The 17,865-nt window shown below is 70.4% G+C and carries 19 protein-coding genes; 9 read left to right on the top strand and 10 right to left on the bottom strand.

Annotated features, from left to right (window positions below; genetic code table 11):
* Nucleotides 1–45: 45 nt before the first annotated feature.
* The 4 genes from OG788_RS27825 to OG788_RS27840 all read right to left on the bottom strand — a co-directional run bounded on the left by OG788_RS27825 (nt 46) and on the right by OG788_RS27840 (nt 2,352).
* Complete coding sequence (locus tag OG788_RS27825; RefSeq protein ID WP_406376866.1) at nt 46–696, bottom strand: TetR/AcrR family transcriptional regulator; 651 nt, start codon at nt 694–696, stop codon at nt 46–48.
* Nucleotides 697–858: 162 nt separating this feature from the next.
* A complete protein-coding gene (locus OG788_RS27830; protein ID WP_406374179.1) occupies nt 859–1,374 on the bottom strand; it encodes a thiol-disulfide oxidoreductase DCC family protein in 516 nt (171 codons plus the stop codon).
* 5 nt (nt 1,375–1,379) lie between these two features.
* On the bottom strand, nt 1,380–1,787 hold the full coding sequence (locus OG788_RS27835) for a hypothetical protein (protein WP_406374180.1): 408 nt from the start codon (nt 1,785–1,787) through the stop codon (nt 1,380–1,382).
* A 148-nt stretch (nt 1,788–1,935) separates the two neighbouring features.
* Nucleotides 1,936–2,352, bottom strand: coding sequence for a VOC family protein (locus OG788_RS27840; protein WP_351551371.1), 417 nt, complete (start codon nt 2,350–2,352; stop codon nt 1,936–1,938).
* A 197-nt stretch (nt 2,353–2,549) separates the two neighbouring features.
* Between OG788_RS27840 and OG788_RS27845 the strand changes: the two genes are divergently transcribed.
* From OG788_RS27845 to OG788_RS27855, 3 genes are all read left to right on the top strand, one after another.
* A complete protein-coding gene (locus tag OG788_RS27845; RefSeq protein ID WP_406374182.1) occupies nt 2,550–2,942 on the top strand; it encodes a hypothetical protein in 393 nt (130 codons plus the stop codon).
* 2 nt (nt 2,943–2,944) lie between these two features.
* Entirely contained in the window at nt 2,945–5,404 is a 2,460-nt protein-coding gene (locus OG788_RS27850) for a DUF4132 domain-containing protein (RefSeq protein ID WP_406374183.1), read from the top strand.
* A gap of 118 nt (nt 5,405–5,522) precedes the next feature.
* The gene (locus OG788_RS27855) at nt 5,523–6,230 is read left to right on the top strand and encodes a hypothetical protein (RefSeq protein WP_406374185.1); all 708 of its coding nucleotides are present in this window, start codon (nt 5,523–5,525) and stop codon (nt 6,228–6,230) included.
* Nucleotides 6,231–6,237: 7 nt separating this feature from the next.
* On the opposite strand, the gene OG788_RS27860 is transcribed toward OG788_RS27855, so the two are convergent.
* The 6 genes from OG788_RS27860 to OG788_RS27885 all read right to left on the bottom strand — a co-directional run bounded on the left by OG788_RS27860 (nt 6,238) and on the right by OG788_RS27885 (nt 11,998).
* Complete coding sequence (locus OG788_RS27860) at nt 6,238–7,260, bottom strand: hypothetical protein (protein WP_406374187.1); 1,023 nt, start codon at nt 7,258–7,260, stop codon at nt 6,238–6,240.
* Between the two features lie 563 nt (nt 7,261–7,823).
* Entirely contained in the window at nt 7,824–8,603 is a 780-nt protein-coding gene (locus OG788_RS27865) for a succinate dehydrogenase iron-sulfur subunit (protein ID WP_406374188.1), read from the bottom strand.
* Nucleotides 8,603–10,357 (bottom strand): succinate dehydrogenase flavoprotein subunit, encoded by a 1,755-nt coding sequence (gene sdhA / locus OG788_RS27870; RefSeq protein ID WP_406374189.1) that lies wholly within the window; start codon nt 10,355–10,357, stop codon nt 8,603–8,605. Before sdhA ends, OG788_RS27865 begins: the two co-directional genes overlap by 1 nt.
* Nucleotides 10,358–10,380: 23 nt before the next feature.
* Nucleotides 10,381–10,872 (bottom strand): succinate dehydrogenase hydrophobic membrane anchor subunit, encoded by a 492-nt coding sequence (locus OG788_RS27875; RefSeq protein WP_351551345.1) that lies wholly within the window; start codon nt 10,870–10,872, stop codon nt 10,381–10,383.
* A 5-nt stretch (nt 10,873–10,877) separates the two neighbouring features.
* Nucleotides 10,878–11,258 (bottom strand): succinate dehydrogenase, cytochrome b556 subunit, encoded by a 381-nt coding sequence (gene sdhC, locus OG788_RS27880; protein WP_351551342.1) that lies wholly within the window; start codon nt 11,256–11,258, stop codon nt 10,878–10,880.
* 167 nt (nt 11,259–11,425) lie between these two features.
* Nucleotides 11,426–11,998: a 2-oxo-4-hydroxy-4-carboxy-5-ureidoimidazoline decarboxylase gene (locus OG788_RS27885; protein WP_406376867.1), complete on the bottom strand. Its 573-nt coding sequence runs from the start codon at nt 11,996–11,998 to the stop codon at nt 11,426–11,428.
* 393 nt (nt 11,999–12,391) lie between these two features.
* On the opposite strand from OG788_RS27885, the gene OG788_RS27890 reads away from it, so the two are divergent.
* The 6 genes from OG788_RS27890 to OG788_RS27915 all read left to right on the top strand — a co-directional run bounded on the left by OG788_RS27890 (nt 12,392) and on the right by OG788_RS27915 (nt 17,809).
* Nucleotides 12,392–14,047: a family 20 glycosylhydrolase gene (locus OG788_RS27890; RefSeq protein WP_406374192.1), complete on the top strand. Its 1,656-nt coding sequence runs from the start codon at nt 12,392–12,394 to the stop codon at nt 14,045–14,047.
* A gap of 154 nt (nt 14,048–14,201) precedes the next feature.
* Nucleotides 14,202–14,966 carry a DUF4328 domain-containing protein gene (locus OG788_RS27895; RefSeq protein ID WP_406374194.1) on the top strand — a complete coding sequence of 255 codons (765 nt, stop codon included), beginning with the start codon at nt 14,202–14,204 and terminating at the stop codon, nt 14,964–14,966.
* Nucleotides 14,967–15,061: 95 nt separating this feature from the next.
* Nucleotides 15,062–15,565: a hypothetical protein gene (locus OG788_RS27900; protein WP_351551336.1), complete on the top strand. Its 504-nt coding sequence runs from the start codon at nt 15,062–15,064 to the stop codon at nt 15,563–15,565.
* A gap of 86 nt (nt 15,566–15,651) precedes the next feature.
* Nucleotides 15,652–16,224 carry a hypothetical protein gene (locus tag OG788_RS27905; RefSeq protein WP_351551333.1) on the top strand — a complete coding sequence of 191 codons (573 nt, stop codon included), beginning with the start codon at nt 15,652–15,654 and terminating at the stop codon, nt 16,222–16,224.
* 168 nt (nt 16,225–16,392) lie between these two features.
* A complete protein-coding gene (locus OG788_RS27910; protein WP_266761988.1) occupies nt 16,393–16,773 on the top strand; it encodes a hypothetical protein in 381 nt (126 codons plus the stop codon).
* Nucleotides 16,774–17,191: 418 nt separating this feature from the next.
* Nucleotides 17,192–17,809, top strand: coding sequence for an RNA polymerase sigma factor (locus tag OG788_RS27915; protein ID WP_406374195.1), 618 nt, complete (start codon nt 17,192–17,194; stop codon nt 17,807–17,809).
* Nucleotides 17,810–17,865 lie beyond the last annotated feature (56 nt).

Consider the following 17,865-nt stretch of genomic DNA (forward strand, 5'->3'; position numbering starts at 1 on the left):
GAGGGGTGCCCGCCGGGCAAGGGGTGTTCGCCCGGCGGGCACCCCTCACCCCTTCTTCTTGGCCGGGTCGGGCAGTGCCTTCGTCATCCCGGGCAGGAAGTCCGTGAACAGTTCGTGCACTTCGTGGACGAGGGGCCGCAGGAGACGGAACCGGGAGAGGGAGACGCCGCGCGCGGTGAGGCGCGCGCCGCGCTCGGCGAGCCGGTAGCTGCGCTCGCGGCCCTCCGTACGGTCGAAGACCCAGTACAGGACGAGCCCCATCTGGGAGAGCCACATCAACTCGGGCAGCACGTCGCGCAGTTCTTCCGGCACCTTGGTCTTCGCCCCGGCCAGCACCTCCCGGTGGACGCTGATGGCCTCCATACGCGCGTGCTCCGACTCGGGGGAGAAGGGGCTGAGCGGACTGTCCGGGTCGGCGGCGTTCTTGAAGAACTGCACCGCGAACTCGTGGTACGGCGTGGCGATGTCCAGCCACGCCTTCAGGACGCCGCCCAGCCGGGCCTCCAGGTCAGTCTCGCGGTCCAGCACCTCGCGGACCGCCTCCTGGTGCTCGCCGGCGATCCGGTCGTAGAAGCCCTGGATCAGGTGCTCCTTGCCGGCGAAGTAGTAGTACGCGTTCCCGACGGAGACCCCGGCCTCCTTGGCGATGGCCCGCATTGTCGTCTTGTCGTACCCCCGCTCCTGGAAGAGGCGCATCGCCGTCTCCAGGATCAGGGCCCGGGTCTGCTCGCTCTTGGCGGGGCTCTTCGCCGCCTCCTTGTCCGCCGGGACGGAAGGCGCGGAGGGCTCGGAGGCACGGGAGGACTCGGAGGACCCGATGGGGCCGGGGCTGTCTGTCGGTGCTGGCACGGGACGAGCCTAACGAGTGGGAGCGGTGGAACATTCGCCGCTGTCGCAGGCGGGGGGTACGAACGTCCACCCGGCGGTCGGGTCGTAGCTCCACCCGTCGCCCCAGTGGTAAGCGCCACCGCCCCATCGTTCGGACGCCTGGGCCTCGCGCCACTTGGCGGCGGCGAGGGCCGCGCCCCTCGCCAGCCTGGCACCCGTGGGGGTGCTGAGCCGATGGGCCAGCGCCCGGTACTCGCGCAGCGCCCACAGGGTGACGACCCAGGCGGCGGCTCCCTGGTACACCTGTCCGCCGTCCCCCACCACGGTGATCTCGCTCTGGGTGGCGCGGTGATCGAGGCGCGGGAAGCGCCGCCGGGCCTCTTCGGAACCCACGGGGACGAACCGGAGCGGGACGAGCTGCGCCTGCCGGGCGAGCCAGTGCTTCAGGAAGGCGCACAGCGAGCAGCGCGCGTCGTAGAGGACGGTGAGCCCGAGGACCGGGACGCGCGCGGCGCCCCGGTCCCGGGTGGCTGAGATGCCGGCCATCGGTCTCACGCCCCGGCCACGGGGGCGATCCAGTCCGTCGGCTGCACCGGCGGCATCTGCTCCCGCTCCATGACACCCCGCCGCCGGATCTTGTTGAGCACGTACACGTTCCCCAGGTGCATGACCCCGAGCACCAGCAGGACGACGCCCAGCTTGGTCGACAGGGCTTCGAAGATCTCGCGGGCGTTGGAGATCTCGTCGCTCTGGTGCAGATAGAGCGCGACGAAGCCCAGGTTGACGAGGTAGAAGCCCACCACCAGCAGATGGTTCACCGCGTCGGCGAGCTTCTCGTTCCCGTGCAGTACGTCCGCCAGGAAGATCCGCCCGTTGTGGCTCAGCGTGCGTGCCACCCAGACCGTCAGCGCGATGCTGACCAGCAGATAGATGACGTACGCGACGACCGTGAGGTCCATGTCCCCACCCCTTCTTGAACGCGTTCAAAACGCTGTCTGGGATGAATGTAGACCTCCTTTTGAACATGTTCAAGTCGGATCTCGCGAGGGAGCCCCCGGCGCTCGCGCCGCATGCCGTCCAGAGGCGGGCGCGTGGGGGCCGCCGGGGCTACCGCTGGGCCCTGCGGGCCAGTTCGGGGCGCTTGGAGTAGTCCGTCAGGCCGATGACGTTGCCCCAGGGGTCGGCGATCTCGACGGTCCAGCCGGTGGCGCCGGAGAACGGCTCGTCGAGGGGCGTGATGCCGGCGGCGGCCAGCGAGCGGGCCGCGGCCCGGGCGTCCGCCACCTCCAGCCACAGCCGTGGCGACGCCCACGGCGGCGGCCGGTGGCTCAGCTCGTCGTCCAGTCGCAGCAGCACGCCCGGCGTCTCCTTGCCGACCTTCAGCACCGCGATGCCGGCCTCGTCGAGGCGGAAGGCCGGCGGGAACCCCGCACGCTCGTAGAAGCCCACGGCCTCGCCGAGGTTCCCGACGGGCAGCAGCACGTTGTCGAGTCCGAGAAGCTCGTATGACACGTCATCTGACATGCCATCAGATTAGGGACTGCCGGGGACGGGTGGGGCGGGCCCGACCGCGGGCCGAACATGTGATCACCCGTTGAGGGGAGTCGAGCCCGGGCACCGAGCCCGCGCCGGACCGGCGCGGGCTCGGTGCCCGGCACGTCGGGTGCGAGGGGACGGAGCTCGATGACCTGTTGTCAGTGGTGGCTCGTACTGTCGTGGGCATGGGAATGGTGATGTTCGTCGACGAGACGACCAGTGGGGACCGGGGCGCGGGCTGGGGGATCGAGATCGCCGAGGAGCGGCTCGCGTTGCGCGAGCTGATCCGGCGCCGGGTCTTCCAAGAGGTCGCCGAGTACAACGCGCGGACGCCGGGGGTGTTCCAGGGACTCGTGCAGCCGGAGGACACCGAGCGGGTGCTGAACGGCTACGCGCTGCGCACGCCCCGCCGGATAGACCCCGAGGCGCAGAGCGAGCTGGCGCTCAAGGCCTTCGCGGGGAACGGCTTTCTGGTGCTCGTCGGGGAGCGCCAGGTGACCGGCCTCGACGAGGAGATCGAGCCGGCCCTGGGCACCGAGGTCACCTTCCTCAAGCTCGTCCCGCTGGTCGGGGGATGACGATGGGCGGCACCGGGCGGTGGGGGCAGCGGATCCGTGATCGGGTGGCCGAGGGCACCATGGGAGAGCTCGCCACCGAGCTCCTCAAGATCGCCGTGGCCAACAGAAACCACTGGGGCGGGGGTTGGGACGAGGTTCTCGACGCGCTGGGGACGCTGTCCGCCGAGCAGCGGACGAGGCTGGCCGGCGCTCTGGTGGAGCGCTATCACTCGGTCGGCAGCGCATCGGTCGCCCGGCTCAACGTGCTGACCCTGCTCGGTGTCGTCTCCCGCGGTCTTCCCGAGGACCCGCTCGCCGCCGAGCGGCGGCAGTACCTCGACGGCCTCGGCCGGCAGTACGGCTACGGGTACGGGGCGCGGATGGACGTACTGGCCGAGGCCGAGCTGGCGGCCGGCCGTCCGTTGGCTCCCGCCGTCGTCGCGGCGTTCCGCCGCGCGGGCGTGGACGCCTACCACCCCGAGTACGTCGTGGAGTTGATGAAGAAGGTCACGGAACCCGTCCTCAACGTCGGTGAGGAATGGGCCGAGCAGGCCATGCAGGACGGCTCCGCCCCCGACTGGCAGGCCCTGCTGGCCCACCTGACGGCCGCCACGGCCTCCAAGCCCTCCGCCAGGTGGGACAAGCGGGCCCGCACCCTTGTCGGACCCCTCGGCGACGACAGCGTCCGCGCCGCCGCGGTGTCCTGGCTCGCCCTCGTCGGCCGCCCCCGGACCCTCCCGCTGGAGGGACCGGGGTACGGGGCGGACGTCAACACCGTCTACGACCCCTACAACGCCAACGCCCTGCGCGGCCTGGCCTGGCTGGTCTCCCTCCTGCCGCCCCACCCCGCCACCGCCCGGGCCCTCGGCGCGCTCGTCGAGACCTCCCTGAAGAAGGTCGCGGGACTCGGCCCGCGCAACCCCAAGGTCGCCAACGCCGCCGTGTTCGCGCTGTCCCGACTCGGCGGCGAGTCCGCCCTCGCCGAACTGGCCAGACTCGCCACCCGGGTGACGTACAAGAACACGGCGAAGCTCCTCGACGGCGCGCTTCAGGCGCGGGCCACCGCCCTCGGGCTGAGCCGGGAGGAGATCGAGGAACTGGCCGTCCCGGCGTACGGACTCGGCGAGGTGGGGCGAGCCCGTCACGACCTCGGAGAGGTGACCGCCCTCGTCGAGGTCCAGGGGTCACGCGCCGTGCTGAGCTGGCGCAACGCGACCGGCAAGGCCGTCAAGAGCGTGCCCGCCGCCGTGCGCCGCGACCATGCCGAGGAGCTCAAGAATCTGAAAGCCGCGGTCAAGGACATCGACAGGATGCTGTCGGCGCAGGCCGAGCGCCTGGACCGGCAGTTCCTCGCCCGGCGCACCTGGGCGTACGACACCTGGCGCGAGCGCTGCCTCGACCACCCGCTCGTCGGCACCCTCGCCCGCCGGCTCCTGTGGACCGTCGACGGCACACCGGTGGGGTTCGCGAACGGCGAGCTGTCCACCCTCACCGACGACCCGGTGAAGGGAGGCGAGGAGGTCGCCCTCTGGCACCCCGTCGAGCGTGAGCCCGCCGAGGTCGTCGCCTGGCGGGACTGGCTGGAGCGGCACGAGATCACCCAGCCCTTCAAGCAGGCCCACCGCGAGGTGTACCTCCTCACCGACGCCGAGCGCGCGACGGGCACGTACTCGAACCGCTTCGCCGCACACTTCGTGCGCCAGCACCAGTTCAACTCCCTCGCCGCCATCAGGGGTTGGCGCAACAAGCTGCGCCTCTGCGTCGACGACGAGGCGCCCCCGGCCACCCGGGAACTGCCCCGGTGGGGCCTGCGCGCCGAGTACTGGATCGAGGGCGACGGCGAGTACGGCGACGACACCACCGAGTCCGGCAGCTATCTGCGGCTGCGCACCGACCAGGTGCGCTTCTATCCGCTGGACGCCCCCGAGAACTCGGCGCACTGCTACGGCGGTGAGTACCGCATGCGACTGCGCGACGGCGAGGACCCGGTGGACCCCCTGCCCCTCACCGCGATCCCGCCCCTCGTCCTCTCCGAAGTCCTGCGCGACGTCGACCTGTTCGTCGGAGTCGCCAGTGTCGGCAACGACCCGGCCTGGCAGGACGGCGGCCCCGGCGGTCGCTTCCAGGACTACTGGACCTCGTACGGCTTCGGCGAACTGACCGAGACCGCACAGACCCGTCGCACCCTCCTCGACCGTCTGATCCCCCGCCTGGCGATAGCCGACCGCTGCTCACTGGAGGGCCGCTTCCTGCACGTGAAGGGCGAACGCCACACGTACCGGATCCACCTGGGCTCGGGCAACATCCTGATGAGCCCGAACGACCAGTACCTGTGCATCGTCCCGAAGTCCGGCACGGGAAGCCCCCAGACCGGCTATCTCCCCTTCGAGGGGGACCGGATGCTGGCGGTGATCCTCAGCAAGGCGATGCTGCTGGCGGACGATCTGCGGATCACGGATCCCGCGATCCTCAGTCAGTTGTGACCTGCAAGCGCTTCGTGGGCTGCCCACCGACTGACCCTTCATGAAGCTTCAGTACGCTGCGGGCTGATGGTGGGGAGGGGAGCCGGTGGGCCGCGTACGAACAGCCTTTGGTTTGCTGATGGTGGTGGTCGGCACGGCATGGCTGCTCGGAGGGCCCGAGGCCGTGCGATCCGGGGCGCGGCTGACGTTGGTGGCCGCGCCGTACCTGCTGATGGCTTTCGCGGTGTGGCTCATCGTCCGTACTGCCCTTCCCAAGGGCACCGCGCTGGGCCCCTTCGTCCTGCTTCTGGCCGGCGGCGGGTGGGCCCTCGCGGGGCAGGACCGGTTCGGCAGCATGTGGCAGGGCAGGGTGGTGCCTCTCGCGGTGATCGTGCTTGGTGCGCTGATCGCGCTGAGCCGCTCGACCGTGACCGCCGACGAGGTCCTGATCCCGGTTCGACGCTATGGGAGTCTGTTCATCCCGGCGGACGCGAAGCTGTTGCCGACAGAGGCCAACGTACGGCGAATCGTGGCTCGATCGGTCTTCGGGACGCTGCGTGTGGACCTTTCGGAGGCGGTGTTCCCGCAGGACTCCGACGCCGGGGAGCTCTGTGTGCTGTACGCGGACGTGACGGTGCTGTTCGGCCGGGTCGAGTTCGTGCTGGGGCCGGAGTGCGCGGTGGTTCTGGCCGGGCACATCCACACGTTCGGCACGTCGTTGGCCGAACGGGTTCCCGTGTTCGCCAACCTTCCCGCGTACGAGATGCGGACCTCCTCGGCGCTCGACCGACGTGTGGAAATCAGCCTGGTCGGTGCCGGCGGAGCGGTCCTGCTGGATCCGGCGTGACGGTCCGTCAGGGGGGTGTCGGCCGGGGCGGTGTGTTTTCCGGGTGCGTGAGAGGCTCGTCTTTGAGGCTGTCGTGATCGGCGAGGGGCTCGTTGCCGATCAGGAAGGCCGTGATGCGGCTGTTCAGCTCCCGCTCCTCGGCCGCGGTCGTCCGCAACTCGTAGTGGAGGGCGGCGGCCAGATCGAAACGGTGCACGTCGAACACCGCCTTGAGCAGCTCCTCGTGATCCTGGGCCGCCTTCTGCGCACCCCGGTAGGCGAGCGCCGAAGCCATCATGGCGGCGGGCACCACGAGAGTCCACCAGCTCAAGCGCAGGATCAGTGGCGAGGCCGCGAGCGATACGGCTCCGAACGCCAGGCACAGCGACGAGGTGACGGAGATGAGGTCGAGCTGTTCCTCGACGGCCTGACGGAACTCCGGTGCCACGGAGGGGTAGATACGGCGGTAGGCGCTCAGCACGTCGATGCCGTGACGGCGCCCGGTCCGCTCCTCCATGCTCTTGAGGGTGTTGCCGAGGGCTGTGGGCATGAGCTCGCTGTTGTCCCGGGAGTATTTGGCACCTCTGCGCCGGGCCCGTTCCACGATTCGGCCTTCTCGGGCCAACGCCCGGTGGAAGCGGGCAAGTTGGGTGAGGGACGAGGGTTCCGGCGGGAGGACGGCCCTGGTTTCTTCGAGGGCCGCCGCCCGGTCGCGGAGGCGCCGGTGCCGTTCCACGGCGAGTGGGCGGACCCGCCCGCGCAGGGAACCCTCAGGCCAGTAGCCCTCCAAGAGCTGGATCAGGGCCATTTCGAACGGCCGCAGCAGCACCCCGCCCAGGAAGATCCCCACCGCCGCGAACCCGAGCGTGACGAGTTTGTGGTCGGCGGGGAGGGCATCCCCCAGGTCCATCTCCCTACCGGGGTCGTAGGCGTGTGCTCCCACGAGAACGCTGACCGTCGTGACGACGATGGCGCCCGGTAGCACGCTCAGGAGGCTGAAGCGGTCGCCGCCGAGCGCTTTCGTCCCCGCCTGGGCGAGTCCACCGAGCATTACGCCCCCTGCTGCTTCGGCTTCACGGCAAGTACGGTCTTCACGGAGCCACCCGAGTGCCTGGGGCTGTCGCATCCCGGCTCCCTCGGGAGGAGTACGCGCGACCGCCGAGGCCGTCGCAGGCAGCCGCGGTCCCTGCAGACGTAGATATAGAGCCCGGCGGAGACGGGCTCCGGCTCGAGAGGAGCGGGCGGACCGGGCAGGTACACCGGGTGGAGTTTCCCGTGCCGGGGACATGGCCGTGGTGCGGGTTGCAGCCGCGCACGTCGTGCGAGGTCTTCCTGGCACGGGTCGACCAGACAAAGAAAGACCCATTCGCCACTGCCCTGTTCGGGGTCGGGCACACCCTTGGCGGTGCTGTCGGTTCTTCGTCTGCCGGTCGGATGCGCCACCAGGATGCGGCTGAGAACGACAAGCCGCCCCCTCAGCCCACTCATCGCGCCCCCCCAAGCCGCACGTGTGGGTCGAGTATGCCGCCAACCTCCCCCGCTGCACAGCATGTACACGGCAATGACCCCGCTCCCACCGGGGAACGGGGCCATCGCTGATGTACTGGAACGGGGTCAGAACCGCCGAGTGATCAGCGCCCTCTTGACTTCCTGGATCGCCTTCGTGACCTCGATGCCTCGGGGGCAGGCGTCCGTGCAGTTGAACGTCGTGCGGCAGCGCCACACGCCGTCCTTGTCGTTCAGGATCTCCAGGCGCTGCTCGCCCGCCTCGTCACGCGAGTCGAAGATGAAGCGGTGGGCGTTCACGATGGCCGCCGGGCCGAAGTACTGGCCGTCGTTCCAGAACACCGGGCAGGACGACGTGCACGCCGCGCACAGGATGCACTTCGTCGTGTCGTCGAACCGCTCGCGGTCCTCGGCCGACTGCAGACGCTCGCGCGTCGGCTCGTTGGTGTCCTTCGTGATGAGGAAGGGCATCACGTCGCGGTACGCCTGGAAGAACGGGTCCATGTCGACCACGAGGTCCTTCAGGACCGTCAGACCCTTGATCGCCTCGACCGTGATCGGCTTCTCAGGGTTGAGGTCCTTGATCAGCGTCTTGCATGCGAGACGGTTCTTGCCGTTGATCCGCATGGCGTCCGAGCCGCAGATGCCGTGCGCGCAGGAGCGGCGGAACGTGAGCGTGCCGTCCTGGTCCCACTTGATCTTGTGCAGCGCGTCGAGGACACGCTCCTTGGGGTCGATCTCCAGCTGGAAGTCTTCCCAGACCGCCTCGGCCGAGATCTCCGGGTTGAACCGGCGGATGCGGAATGTGGCGGTGATGTACGGGGAGTCGGCGAAACCGGGCTCGGGTGTGCCGGCCGCGTCCGCCTTGTCCAGGGTGGGAGTAGCCATCAGTACTTACGCTCCATCGGCTGGTAGCGGGTCTGGACGACCGGCTTGTAGTCGAGACGGATCGACTCGGCGCCGTCGTCGCCGACCTCGCGGTACGCCATGGTGTGGCGCATGAAGTTGACGTCGTCGCGGTTCGGGTAGTCCTCGCGGTAGTGACCGCCGCGGGACTCCTTGCGGGCGAGCGCGGAGACGGCCATGACCTCGGCCAGGTCGAGCAGGTTCCCCAGCTCGATGGCCTCGAGGAGGTCCGTGTTGAACCGCCGGCCCTTGTCCTGGATCGAGACGTTCAGGTAGCGCTCACGCAGCTCCGCGATCTTCTCGACCGCCGTCTTGATCGTCTGCTCGGTGCGGAACACCATCACGTTGGCGTCCATGCACTCCTGCAGCTCCAGGCGGATCGCGGCGACCCGCTCGGTGCCCGTGGAGTTGCGCAGGCGCTCGACCTGGGCGACGACCTGGGAGGCCGGCTCCTCGGGAAGCTCGACGTAACCGGCCTTCGCCGAGTACTCCGCGGCCGCGATGCCGGCCCGGCGTCCGAAGACGTTGATGTCGAGCAGCGAGTTGGTGCCGAGACGGTTGGCGCCGTGCACCGACACACAGGCGACCTCGCCGGCGGCGTACAGGCCCGGAACGACCGTGGTGTTGTCCGAGAGGACCTCACCCTGGACGTTCGTCGGGATGCCGCCCATGGCGTAGTGCGCGGTGGGCTGGATCGGGATCGGGTCCGTGTAGGGCTCGATGCCGAGGTAGGTGCGCGCGAACTCCGTGATGTCGGGCAGCTTGGCGTCCAGCTGCTCCGGCGGGAGGTGCGTGAGGTCGAGGTAGACGTGGTCGCCCTCGGGACCGCAGCCGCGGCCCTCGCGGATCTCCGTGTAGATGGAGCGGGACACGACGTCACGGGACGCGAGGTCCTTCATGACCGGCGCGTACTTCTCCATGAAGCGCTCGCCGTCCTTGTTGCGGAGGATGCCGCCCTCACCGCGGGCGCCCTCCGTCAGCAGGATGCCCATGCGCCAGATGCCGGTCGGGTGGAACTGGAAGAACTCCATGTCCTCCAGCGGCAGCCCGCGACGGTAGACCGCCGCCTGGCCGTCACCCGTCAGGGTGTGCGCGTTGGAGGTCACCTTGAAGAACTTGCCGGTGCCGCCGGACGCGTAGATCACGGCCTTCGCCTGGAAGACGTGGATCTCGCCGGTCGCGAGCTCGTAGGCGACGACGCCCGCCGAGTGCTTGACCCCGTCGACCTCGGTGATGAGCTGGTCCAGGACGTAGAACTCGTTGAAGAACTCCACGCCCTCCTTGACGCAGTTCTGGTACAGCGTCTGGAGGATCATGTGACCGGTGCGGTCCGCGGCGTAGCAGGACCGGCGGACCGGGGCCTCGCCGTGGTTGCGGGAGTGACCGCCGAAGCGTCGCTGGTCGATCGTCCCGTCGGGCGTCCGGTTGAACGGCAGGCCCATCTTCTCCAGGTCGAGGACCGAGTCGATGGCCTCCTTCGCCAGGATCTCGGCGGCGTCCTGGTCGACCAGGTAGTCACCGCCCTTGACCGTGTCGAAGGTGTGCCACTCCCAGTTGTCCTCTTCCACGTTGGCGAGTGCGGCGGCCATGCCGCCCTGCGCGGCGCCCGTGTGGGAACGGGTGGGGTAGAGCTTCGTCAGCACGGCGGTGCGGCTGCGCTTCGTCGCCTCGATGGCGGCGCGCATGCCGGCGCCGCCGGCGCCGACGATGACGGTGTCGTACTTGTGGATCTTCATGAGTGGTTGCCTCAGCCCCGTGCCTAGCGGATGTTCGGGTCGAAGGTGAAGATCACCAGCGTGCCCAGCAGAATCGTGAACACCGTGGCGGTGTACAGCAGGCCCTTCAGCCAGAGGCGCGTGCCCGCGCGCTCCGCGTAGTCGTTGATGACGGTACGCAGGCCGTTGGCGCCGTGCAGCATGGCGAGCCACAGCATCGCGAGGTCCCAGACCTGCCACCACGGGTTCGCCCACCGGCCGGCCACGAAGGCGAAGCCGATCTTGGACACGCCGCCGTCGAGGACGAGCTGGATGAGCAGGTGGCCGATGACCAGGACGACCAGGACGATGCCGGACAGGCGCATGAAGAGCCAGCCGTACATCTCGAAGTTGCCACGGGTGGACTTCGGGGTCTTCTTGGTGCGCTTGCGGGGGGCCTCGATGAACGGGGCCGGGTTGTCGACGCTGTACGCCGAGAACTTTCCGGCGCCCTCGACGGGGCCGATGCCGGAAGCGGCGGTGTCAGTAGTGGACATCTGCGTCAGCTCCCGAACACTTCGCGGAATGCGTGACCGAGGACGGGGTACAGGGCCCCGGCCATCAGCACGACCCAGATACCGACGACGGACCAGAGCATCTGCTTCTGGTAGCGCGGGCCCTTGGACCAGAAATCGACGGCGATGACACGCAGGCCGTTGAGCGCGTGGAAGAGGATGGCGGCGACGAGGCCGTATTCCAGCAGCGCGACGATCGGCGTCTTGTACGTGGACACGACCTTGTCGTATTGCTCAGGGGAGACACGGACGAGAGCGGTGTCCAGGACGTGTACGAACAGGAAGAAGAAGATGAGGACGCCGGTGACTCGATGAGCCACCCAGGACCACATTCCTTCCCGGCCGCGGTACAGCGTTCCAGCCGGCACGGAAGAACCCTCCGGGAGCGGGGATTGGGGCCGCGCCGGCTTCTCTGTCGGACGGGCCCGGCCGGGTACGGTCCACCGGCCCCGGCCATCGTAGCGACGTGTTGTCGGAACGCTTACAGCGGCCCTATCAATGTGATCAAACTGGCAATCAATCAGGCACGTTCGGGCTATTGCGGGCGCCTGATGTCGGCGGGTCGCGGTTCGTCGGCGAACTGGCGAACGAGTCGGGCCAGCCGGCCGCGCGCCAGTCTGCGCAGTTCGTCGGCGGTGATGACCCGTTCTTCCTCGGGGTCGTGCGTCAGCCGCGACCGTATGCCGGCGAGCACCTGGTCGAGGGCTTCGCCGGCGGCGAATCCGTCCAGACAGATGACGAACACATGCCCGAATCGACTCTCGTACGCGGCGTGCGCGGCGCTCAGCGCGGTGTGGGCGGCGGAGTACGCGCCGTCCGGGAGTGGCGTGAGCGACTCGCCGGCCAGGGCTTCGGCCACGTCGGCCGAGGTCAGGTCGTACGCCGCCTCGTCGGCCGCGGCCAGCAGGGAGCCGAGGTCTGGGTAGGGGCGGTGGTCGGCCAGGCGATGGGCCCAGCGCAGGCTGCGGCAGCAGGTGAGCAGGGAGCGGGTGACCACATCGACGGGTGCGGAGTTGAATCCGTCGAGGCGGGCCGGGGACGGCGCAGCGCTCTTCTGCTCGGGGAGGGCGACCTGGCCGGGGAGGCGTGGGAGACGGTGCGACGTCAGCGTGGGTCCTCGGCGGTGGGATGGAAACGCGCGACGTCTCGTGAGCGTGACGTGCGCGCGGTACGTGTGTTTCGGCAGGGGGAGAAGTGAAAGGTGTGCCGCTCACGCTATCGAGGTGGGTCGAGAGCTGTCCGACGGATGCCCGGATTTCACCCGCACGGGAGAGTTTCGGAGCGTGCGGTGGACGGTCGCGGTGACGGTCGGGGCAGAGTTCGCGGTGGTGCGGAGGGGTGGAGAGGTGGACTTCGCGATGGAGGAGTACACCTGGATGGGGGAACGGACCCCCGGTTGGCGACATGAGTGCGGCGCCTTGAGCGCGGCGGATGAGTGTGGCGCCATGAGCGCGGCGTCATGAGTGTGGCGGGATGAGCGCGGCGAAATGAGGGTTGCGGAGTGAGTGGTGGCAGGCGGCGGGCGCCGCGGCGGCGCACATGGCAGACCGGGCGGCCCGGCCGGGCCGGGCTCGCCGCGGGCGGTCTGGCGGTCGCCGGCGTCGTCGCGGTGGCCGTGGCGGTCTGGCCCGGCGGCGACGGGCAGCCGGCCGGGGCGCGGGTGCCTGCCGGTGACCGGTCGAAGGCCGTGACCGCCGGCGTGTCGCCCGCCGCCAGTCCCTCACCGAGCCGGAGCTACGCCCTCTCCCGGGCCCCTTCGACCATCCCCGCCGTACGGGAGCACACCGCGGCCCGCGGCCCCGGCTGGCGGCCGGCCGCCGGTGCCCGGGTGGTCGTGAACAACGACGGCCTCGCCGACGAGGGCAAGCTGCTCGCCGGTGAGCTCAAGCTGAAGTACGCGGGGAAGACGGCCGCCAAGGCCGGCGATGTCGCGCTGGGCCTCGACAAGGGAAGCGCGGGCCCGGAGTCGTACACCCTCACCGTCAAGAACGGCCGGGCCACCATCACCGGGCCCGCCGAGACCGGTGTCTTCTACGGCACACGCACCCTCAAACAAGAGGTGCACGGCGGCGGTACGGCGCCGGAGGGCGTCGTACGCGACCGGCCCGCGAAGCCGATCCGCGGGTTCATGCTGGACATCGCGCGCAAGCACTTCACGGCGGCCTGGATCGAGGACCGGGTGCGCGAGCTCGGGGACCTGAAGTACAACCAGCTCGGCCTGCACTTCTCCGACGACCAGGGTTTCCGCATCCAGTCCGACACGCACCCCGAGATCGTGTCGCAGCAGCATCTGACGAAGGCGGAGGTGCGCAGGATCCTCGCCCTCGCGGCGAGCCGGCACATCACCGTCGTGCCCGAGATCGACTCGCCGGGACACCTCGGCGCGGTCATCGCGGCGCACCCCGACCTCCAGCTGCGCAATGTGTCGGGGGTCCCCACGCGCGGCGCCGTCGACATCTCCAAGCCGGCCGCGGCGAACATCGTCGACGAGCTGCTCGACGAGTACGCGGACCTCTTCCCCGGCGCCTACTGGCACCTCGGCGGCGACGAGTACCAGGCCCTGACGGTGGCGAACCCGGCGGCGTCCTTCCCGCAGCTGGCCACCGCGGCCCGGAACACGTACGGGGCGGGCGCGAGCGTCGCCGACCTCGCGACCGGCTGGCTGAACGACCGCGCCAAGGTGATCCACGGGCACGACCGGACGGCGCGGGTCTGGAACGACGGCATCTTCAGCGGGGGCACGGTCCAGGCGAACAGCGATCTCCAGGTGGCGTACTGGACCGGCAAGGAGATCGGGGCCCGGCCGCCGGTCGCGTACCTGAGCACGGGCCGCAAGGTCATCAACTACAACGACGAGTTCCTCTACTACGTCCTCGGCGAGCCCCAGACCTTCGTCTACCCGACCGGTCAGCGCATCTACGAGCAGTGGACCCCCCTCGTCCTGCGCGGCACGACACCGGTCCCCGTGAAGTACGACCCCCAGATCCTCGGCGCGTCCTTCGCCGTCTGGTGCGACCTCGCGGGCTCGCAGACCCAGGACCAGGTCGCGGCCGGCATCCGCATGCCGCTGCGCGCCCTGACCCAGAAGCTGTGGGATCCGCGCAAGCCGGCCCTGTCCTGGACGGAGTTCAGGACGCTCGCGAACCGGCTCGGCTGAGCCGGGGCCGGCGCGTCGGGAACGGGCTGGACGCGGCGGCGCGCCGAACCGTATCTTCCGGATACTTGTTCGTATGCCGGGCGTGACCCCTGAAGAGGGGTGCGCTCGGTTTCCCGTGTCGTCACCTCGGTGACGGCGCGTCTGGGGGGTTTTCATGACCATGCCGCCACCGCAGGGACCCGTCCCGCCGCAGCCCATGCCGCAGGGGCCCGTCGCGCCCCACCTCAAGGCGCCACTGCCGCCGCTCGCGTCGCCGCACGGCGCTGCCTGGCTGCGCTCGCCGGTCGCCCTCGGAAAGGCCACCGCCGCGCTGCTCGGCCTGGTGATCGCCGCCGACCTCTTCGCGCTCTGGGCGGACAACACGATGTTCGAGGTGACGGGCGCCCTCGCGGACGGCGAGGTCGGTGACGCCGTTCAGCGGCGGGCCGGTCACGCGGACTCGCTCTACGCCGCCGCCGGGTACGCGCAGACGGCGACGCTCGTGGCGGCCGTCGTCGTCTATCTGATCTGGTTCCTGCGGGTCCGCGTCAACGCCGAGGTCTTCAACCCGTTCGGGCACACCAAGTCCCGAAACTGGGCGGGCTGGGGCTGGTTCGTCCCGGTGGTGAACCTGTGGTTCCCCCGCCGGATCATGCTGGACATCTGGGACGCGAGCGGCGCCGCCGGCGCCCGGAGCGGACACGGGCTCGTCAACACCTGGTGGACCTTCTGGATCATCGGCCTGATCGCCGACCGGGCCGGCTTCACCGCGTACCGCAAGGCCGAGACCGCCCAGGAGATCCAGGACGCCGTCGGCCAGGTCATCTTCGCCGACCTCTTCGACATCGTGGCCGCCGGCTTCGCGATCCTCGTCGTGCTGAAGCTGACCCGCATGCAGGACCTGAAGGCGCACGAGGGCCCGGGCGCGCACGGCGCCTGACGCGCGCCGATTCGTCCGTTTCGCTGGCCAACCCCCGCACCCCTGTGGTGTATTCGGCCCCAGCCGCCGAACCGACACACCCGGGGGGAACCGGTATGGGCTACTGGGGCTACTACGTCGTGGGCAGAAGCGAGGCACCGCTCGCGGAGACGATCGCGCTGGCCGGGGCGCCGGGCCTGGTGGCGCGGACCACGGCGCCCGGCGGCTGGCAGGTGTGGGAGTACGCGAGCGGCGACGGCGGGATCGGGAACATGAACGCGCTCGCCCGGGAGACCGGCGCGCCCGCCCTCTTCGGATACGTCATGGACAGCGCCTGTGTGGCCGTCGAGGCGGCGGCGCCGTCGGGCGGCGCGTGGACCACCTGTCTCGCACGGGCCGTGATGGCCGGTTACCTCGAGGGCGCCGAGGACGGACTGGGCGTCGACGACTACTTCCTGGAGCCGGCCGACGCGGCCGAGCGCGCGGTCGCCTGGGCCGCCGAGGCGGGGCGCTCCGTGGCGGTCGGGCCGCTCCTCGACGTGCTGGGAGCCGAGCCCGATCCGTTGGCCGAAAACCTGTTCTTCCAGTTCCTCGACCGGCTCGGGGTGGTCCCACTGTGACACTCCTGGACCGTTGCACGCAGTAAGGGGAAGTGCGGGCTCCGTGAGGCAAGGGCGCCCTGTCGAGGCATTTCGAGGGAGTCGTGATGAGTCTGGTGGAACTGATCGCTCAGGCGGACGAGCGAGGTCTGGCGGCGAGCGGTCTGGCTTGTTTGGATCGGTGCGTACCGCTGCTGGGCGGAGACGACGATGTCCTGCGGCCCCTGTGGGCGAGCCTCGCGGAGGCGGACACCTGGGCCGAGTGGGGAACGCGTCTGGAGCAGGCGCGCGCCAAGCTGGACGCGGAGGACCCCGAGCCGGCCGTGACCGACGAGGACCAGGCCGCCGTACTCGCCCGCCGCATGCTCGACGCCGTCCCCGCGGAGCCCTCCGGGGACGAACTCCGTGCCTGGGCGGACGCCTGCTCGGTGGCGGCGCTTCAGGTGCACCGGTTCCTCGACCACGCCGACGACGCCGAGGCCTGCGTGACGGCCCGCCGCGAGGGGCGTACGGAGGGCATGTCCCCGCTCGTGGCCGCCGAGCTGCGCCGTCAGGTCGCCATCCTGGAACTGCTCGCGGAACACGGCACGGGCGGACTGCGGCTCGCGCTGGACGCGTCGACGGAGGGGCGACGTGTGCTGCGGGCGGTGGTGTCGCGCAGGGCGCGCGGACGGGCGTAGACCGGGACGTGGGTGCGCCGGAGGCGGGGTGCGGCCCCGGCGCGCCCAAACCTGGTTCCTGCGGGGTTCGTGTGACGGTCCTGGGGCGGAGATGGCGGTCCTGGGCCGGTGTCGCGAACCCTCGTCCGAGTGGGTGACGAATCCGGCCGCCTTCACGCTCTACCGAGTGTGAACGCAACTCAAGCAACCAGGCCCTCAGCTGCGACGAAGCCCGTTCGCTGGGCGGCCGACACGGTCGCGACCATGCGCGAGGGCGCCCGGCTGCGCCTCGACTACTCGGGGCAGAGTCTGTGGCGGGTCGACCGCATGATCGAGGAGATACGCCGCGACGGCGCGCCGTACGCCGCCGTCGAGAGCGTGCTGCGCGGATTCGGGGCGTACGCCGGAGAGGTCGTCGCCCGTCAGACCGGCGCCGAGTGGTGGGAGACCGGCGGCGAACACTGGCTGCGCACGCCCGACGGGCGGCTCTGGGACCCGATCGAGGAGGCCCGCCGCTGCTACGCGGGCGACGGCTCCCTGCGGCTCCTGTGCCGGGAGGCCACGCGTTAGGGCGTGGCCGTGAAGCCTCGCCCGCCCCGCGACGCCTGGCCCGCACGGGCGCCGTGCGCGCCCCGGGCCGTTGTCCGAGGCGGCTGCACCCGCCTGTTCCCTGATCGTCGGGGCCCGCGTTCGGCGCCGAGTTCGGGAACACCACCACCGAGCCCGGCTTCGCCGGCTGGGCCGCGCACGGGGCTGCCGGGAAGCCCCGGTTCGACGTCGAGTGAGGTGAACCAGGGGCGCGGGCAAGGGGGTTACGGCCCCGTGCCCACCCGCCGCCCGGGGTCAGTGATCCGCCTGAGCCGGGTGGGTCCTCTGACGCACTGTGACATTTCCTTGGGGCCCGACGCTGATGACCATGGGGGTGTCGACGCGGCCGACCGCGTCGGCAGGACATATTCGGGCGAACTCGGTGCGAACGAGGACAGTGTTGGGCCAGGGAGGGGAACCACGCCGCGTGCAGCCGTACGACGCGGAACTGGGCGGGGCCGTGGCGCGGGCGCAGGACGGGGACGAGGCCGCCTTCGCGGTCGCGTACCGGATCGTGCAGCCCGGGCTGCTCGGCTATCTGCGCGGGATCGTCGGCGACGACGCGGAGGACGTGGCCTCCGACGCCTGGCTGGAGATCGCCCGGGATCTGGGACGGTTCCGTGGCGACGGCGCCGGGTTCCGCGGCTGGACCGCGACCATCGCCCGGCACCGGGCGCTGGACCATCTGCGCCGGCTGAAGGTACGGCCCCGGGGAACCACCCTCGAGCAGGACGTGCTGGACCTGCCCGGCAGGCACAGTACGCACGACGAGGCGTTGGAGAGCCTGTCCACGGAGTACGCCCTGGAACTGGTCGCGGGACTGCCGCGCGACCAGGCCGAGGCCGTGCTCCTGCGGGTGGTCGTCGGCCTCGACGGACCGGCTGCGGCGCGTGTGCTCGGCAAACGTCCCGGTGCGGTGCGCACCTCCGCCCACCGGGGCCTGAAGAGGCTCGCGCGCCAGCTCGGCGTCACGGGTGTGACGGATGAGAAGCCCCGGACGCTGGGGGAGTCGGGATGAGCGCGACCTCCGGCAGGCCGTCCTCGCCCGGAACGGAACCGTCGTACGGCGTACGG

Source organism: Streptomyces sp. NBC_00647 (assembly GCF_045207245.1).
GTDB lineage: Bacteria > Actinomycetota > Actinomycetes > Streptomycetales > Streptomycetaceae > Streptomyces.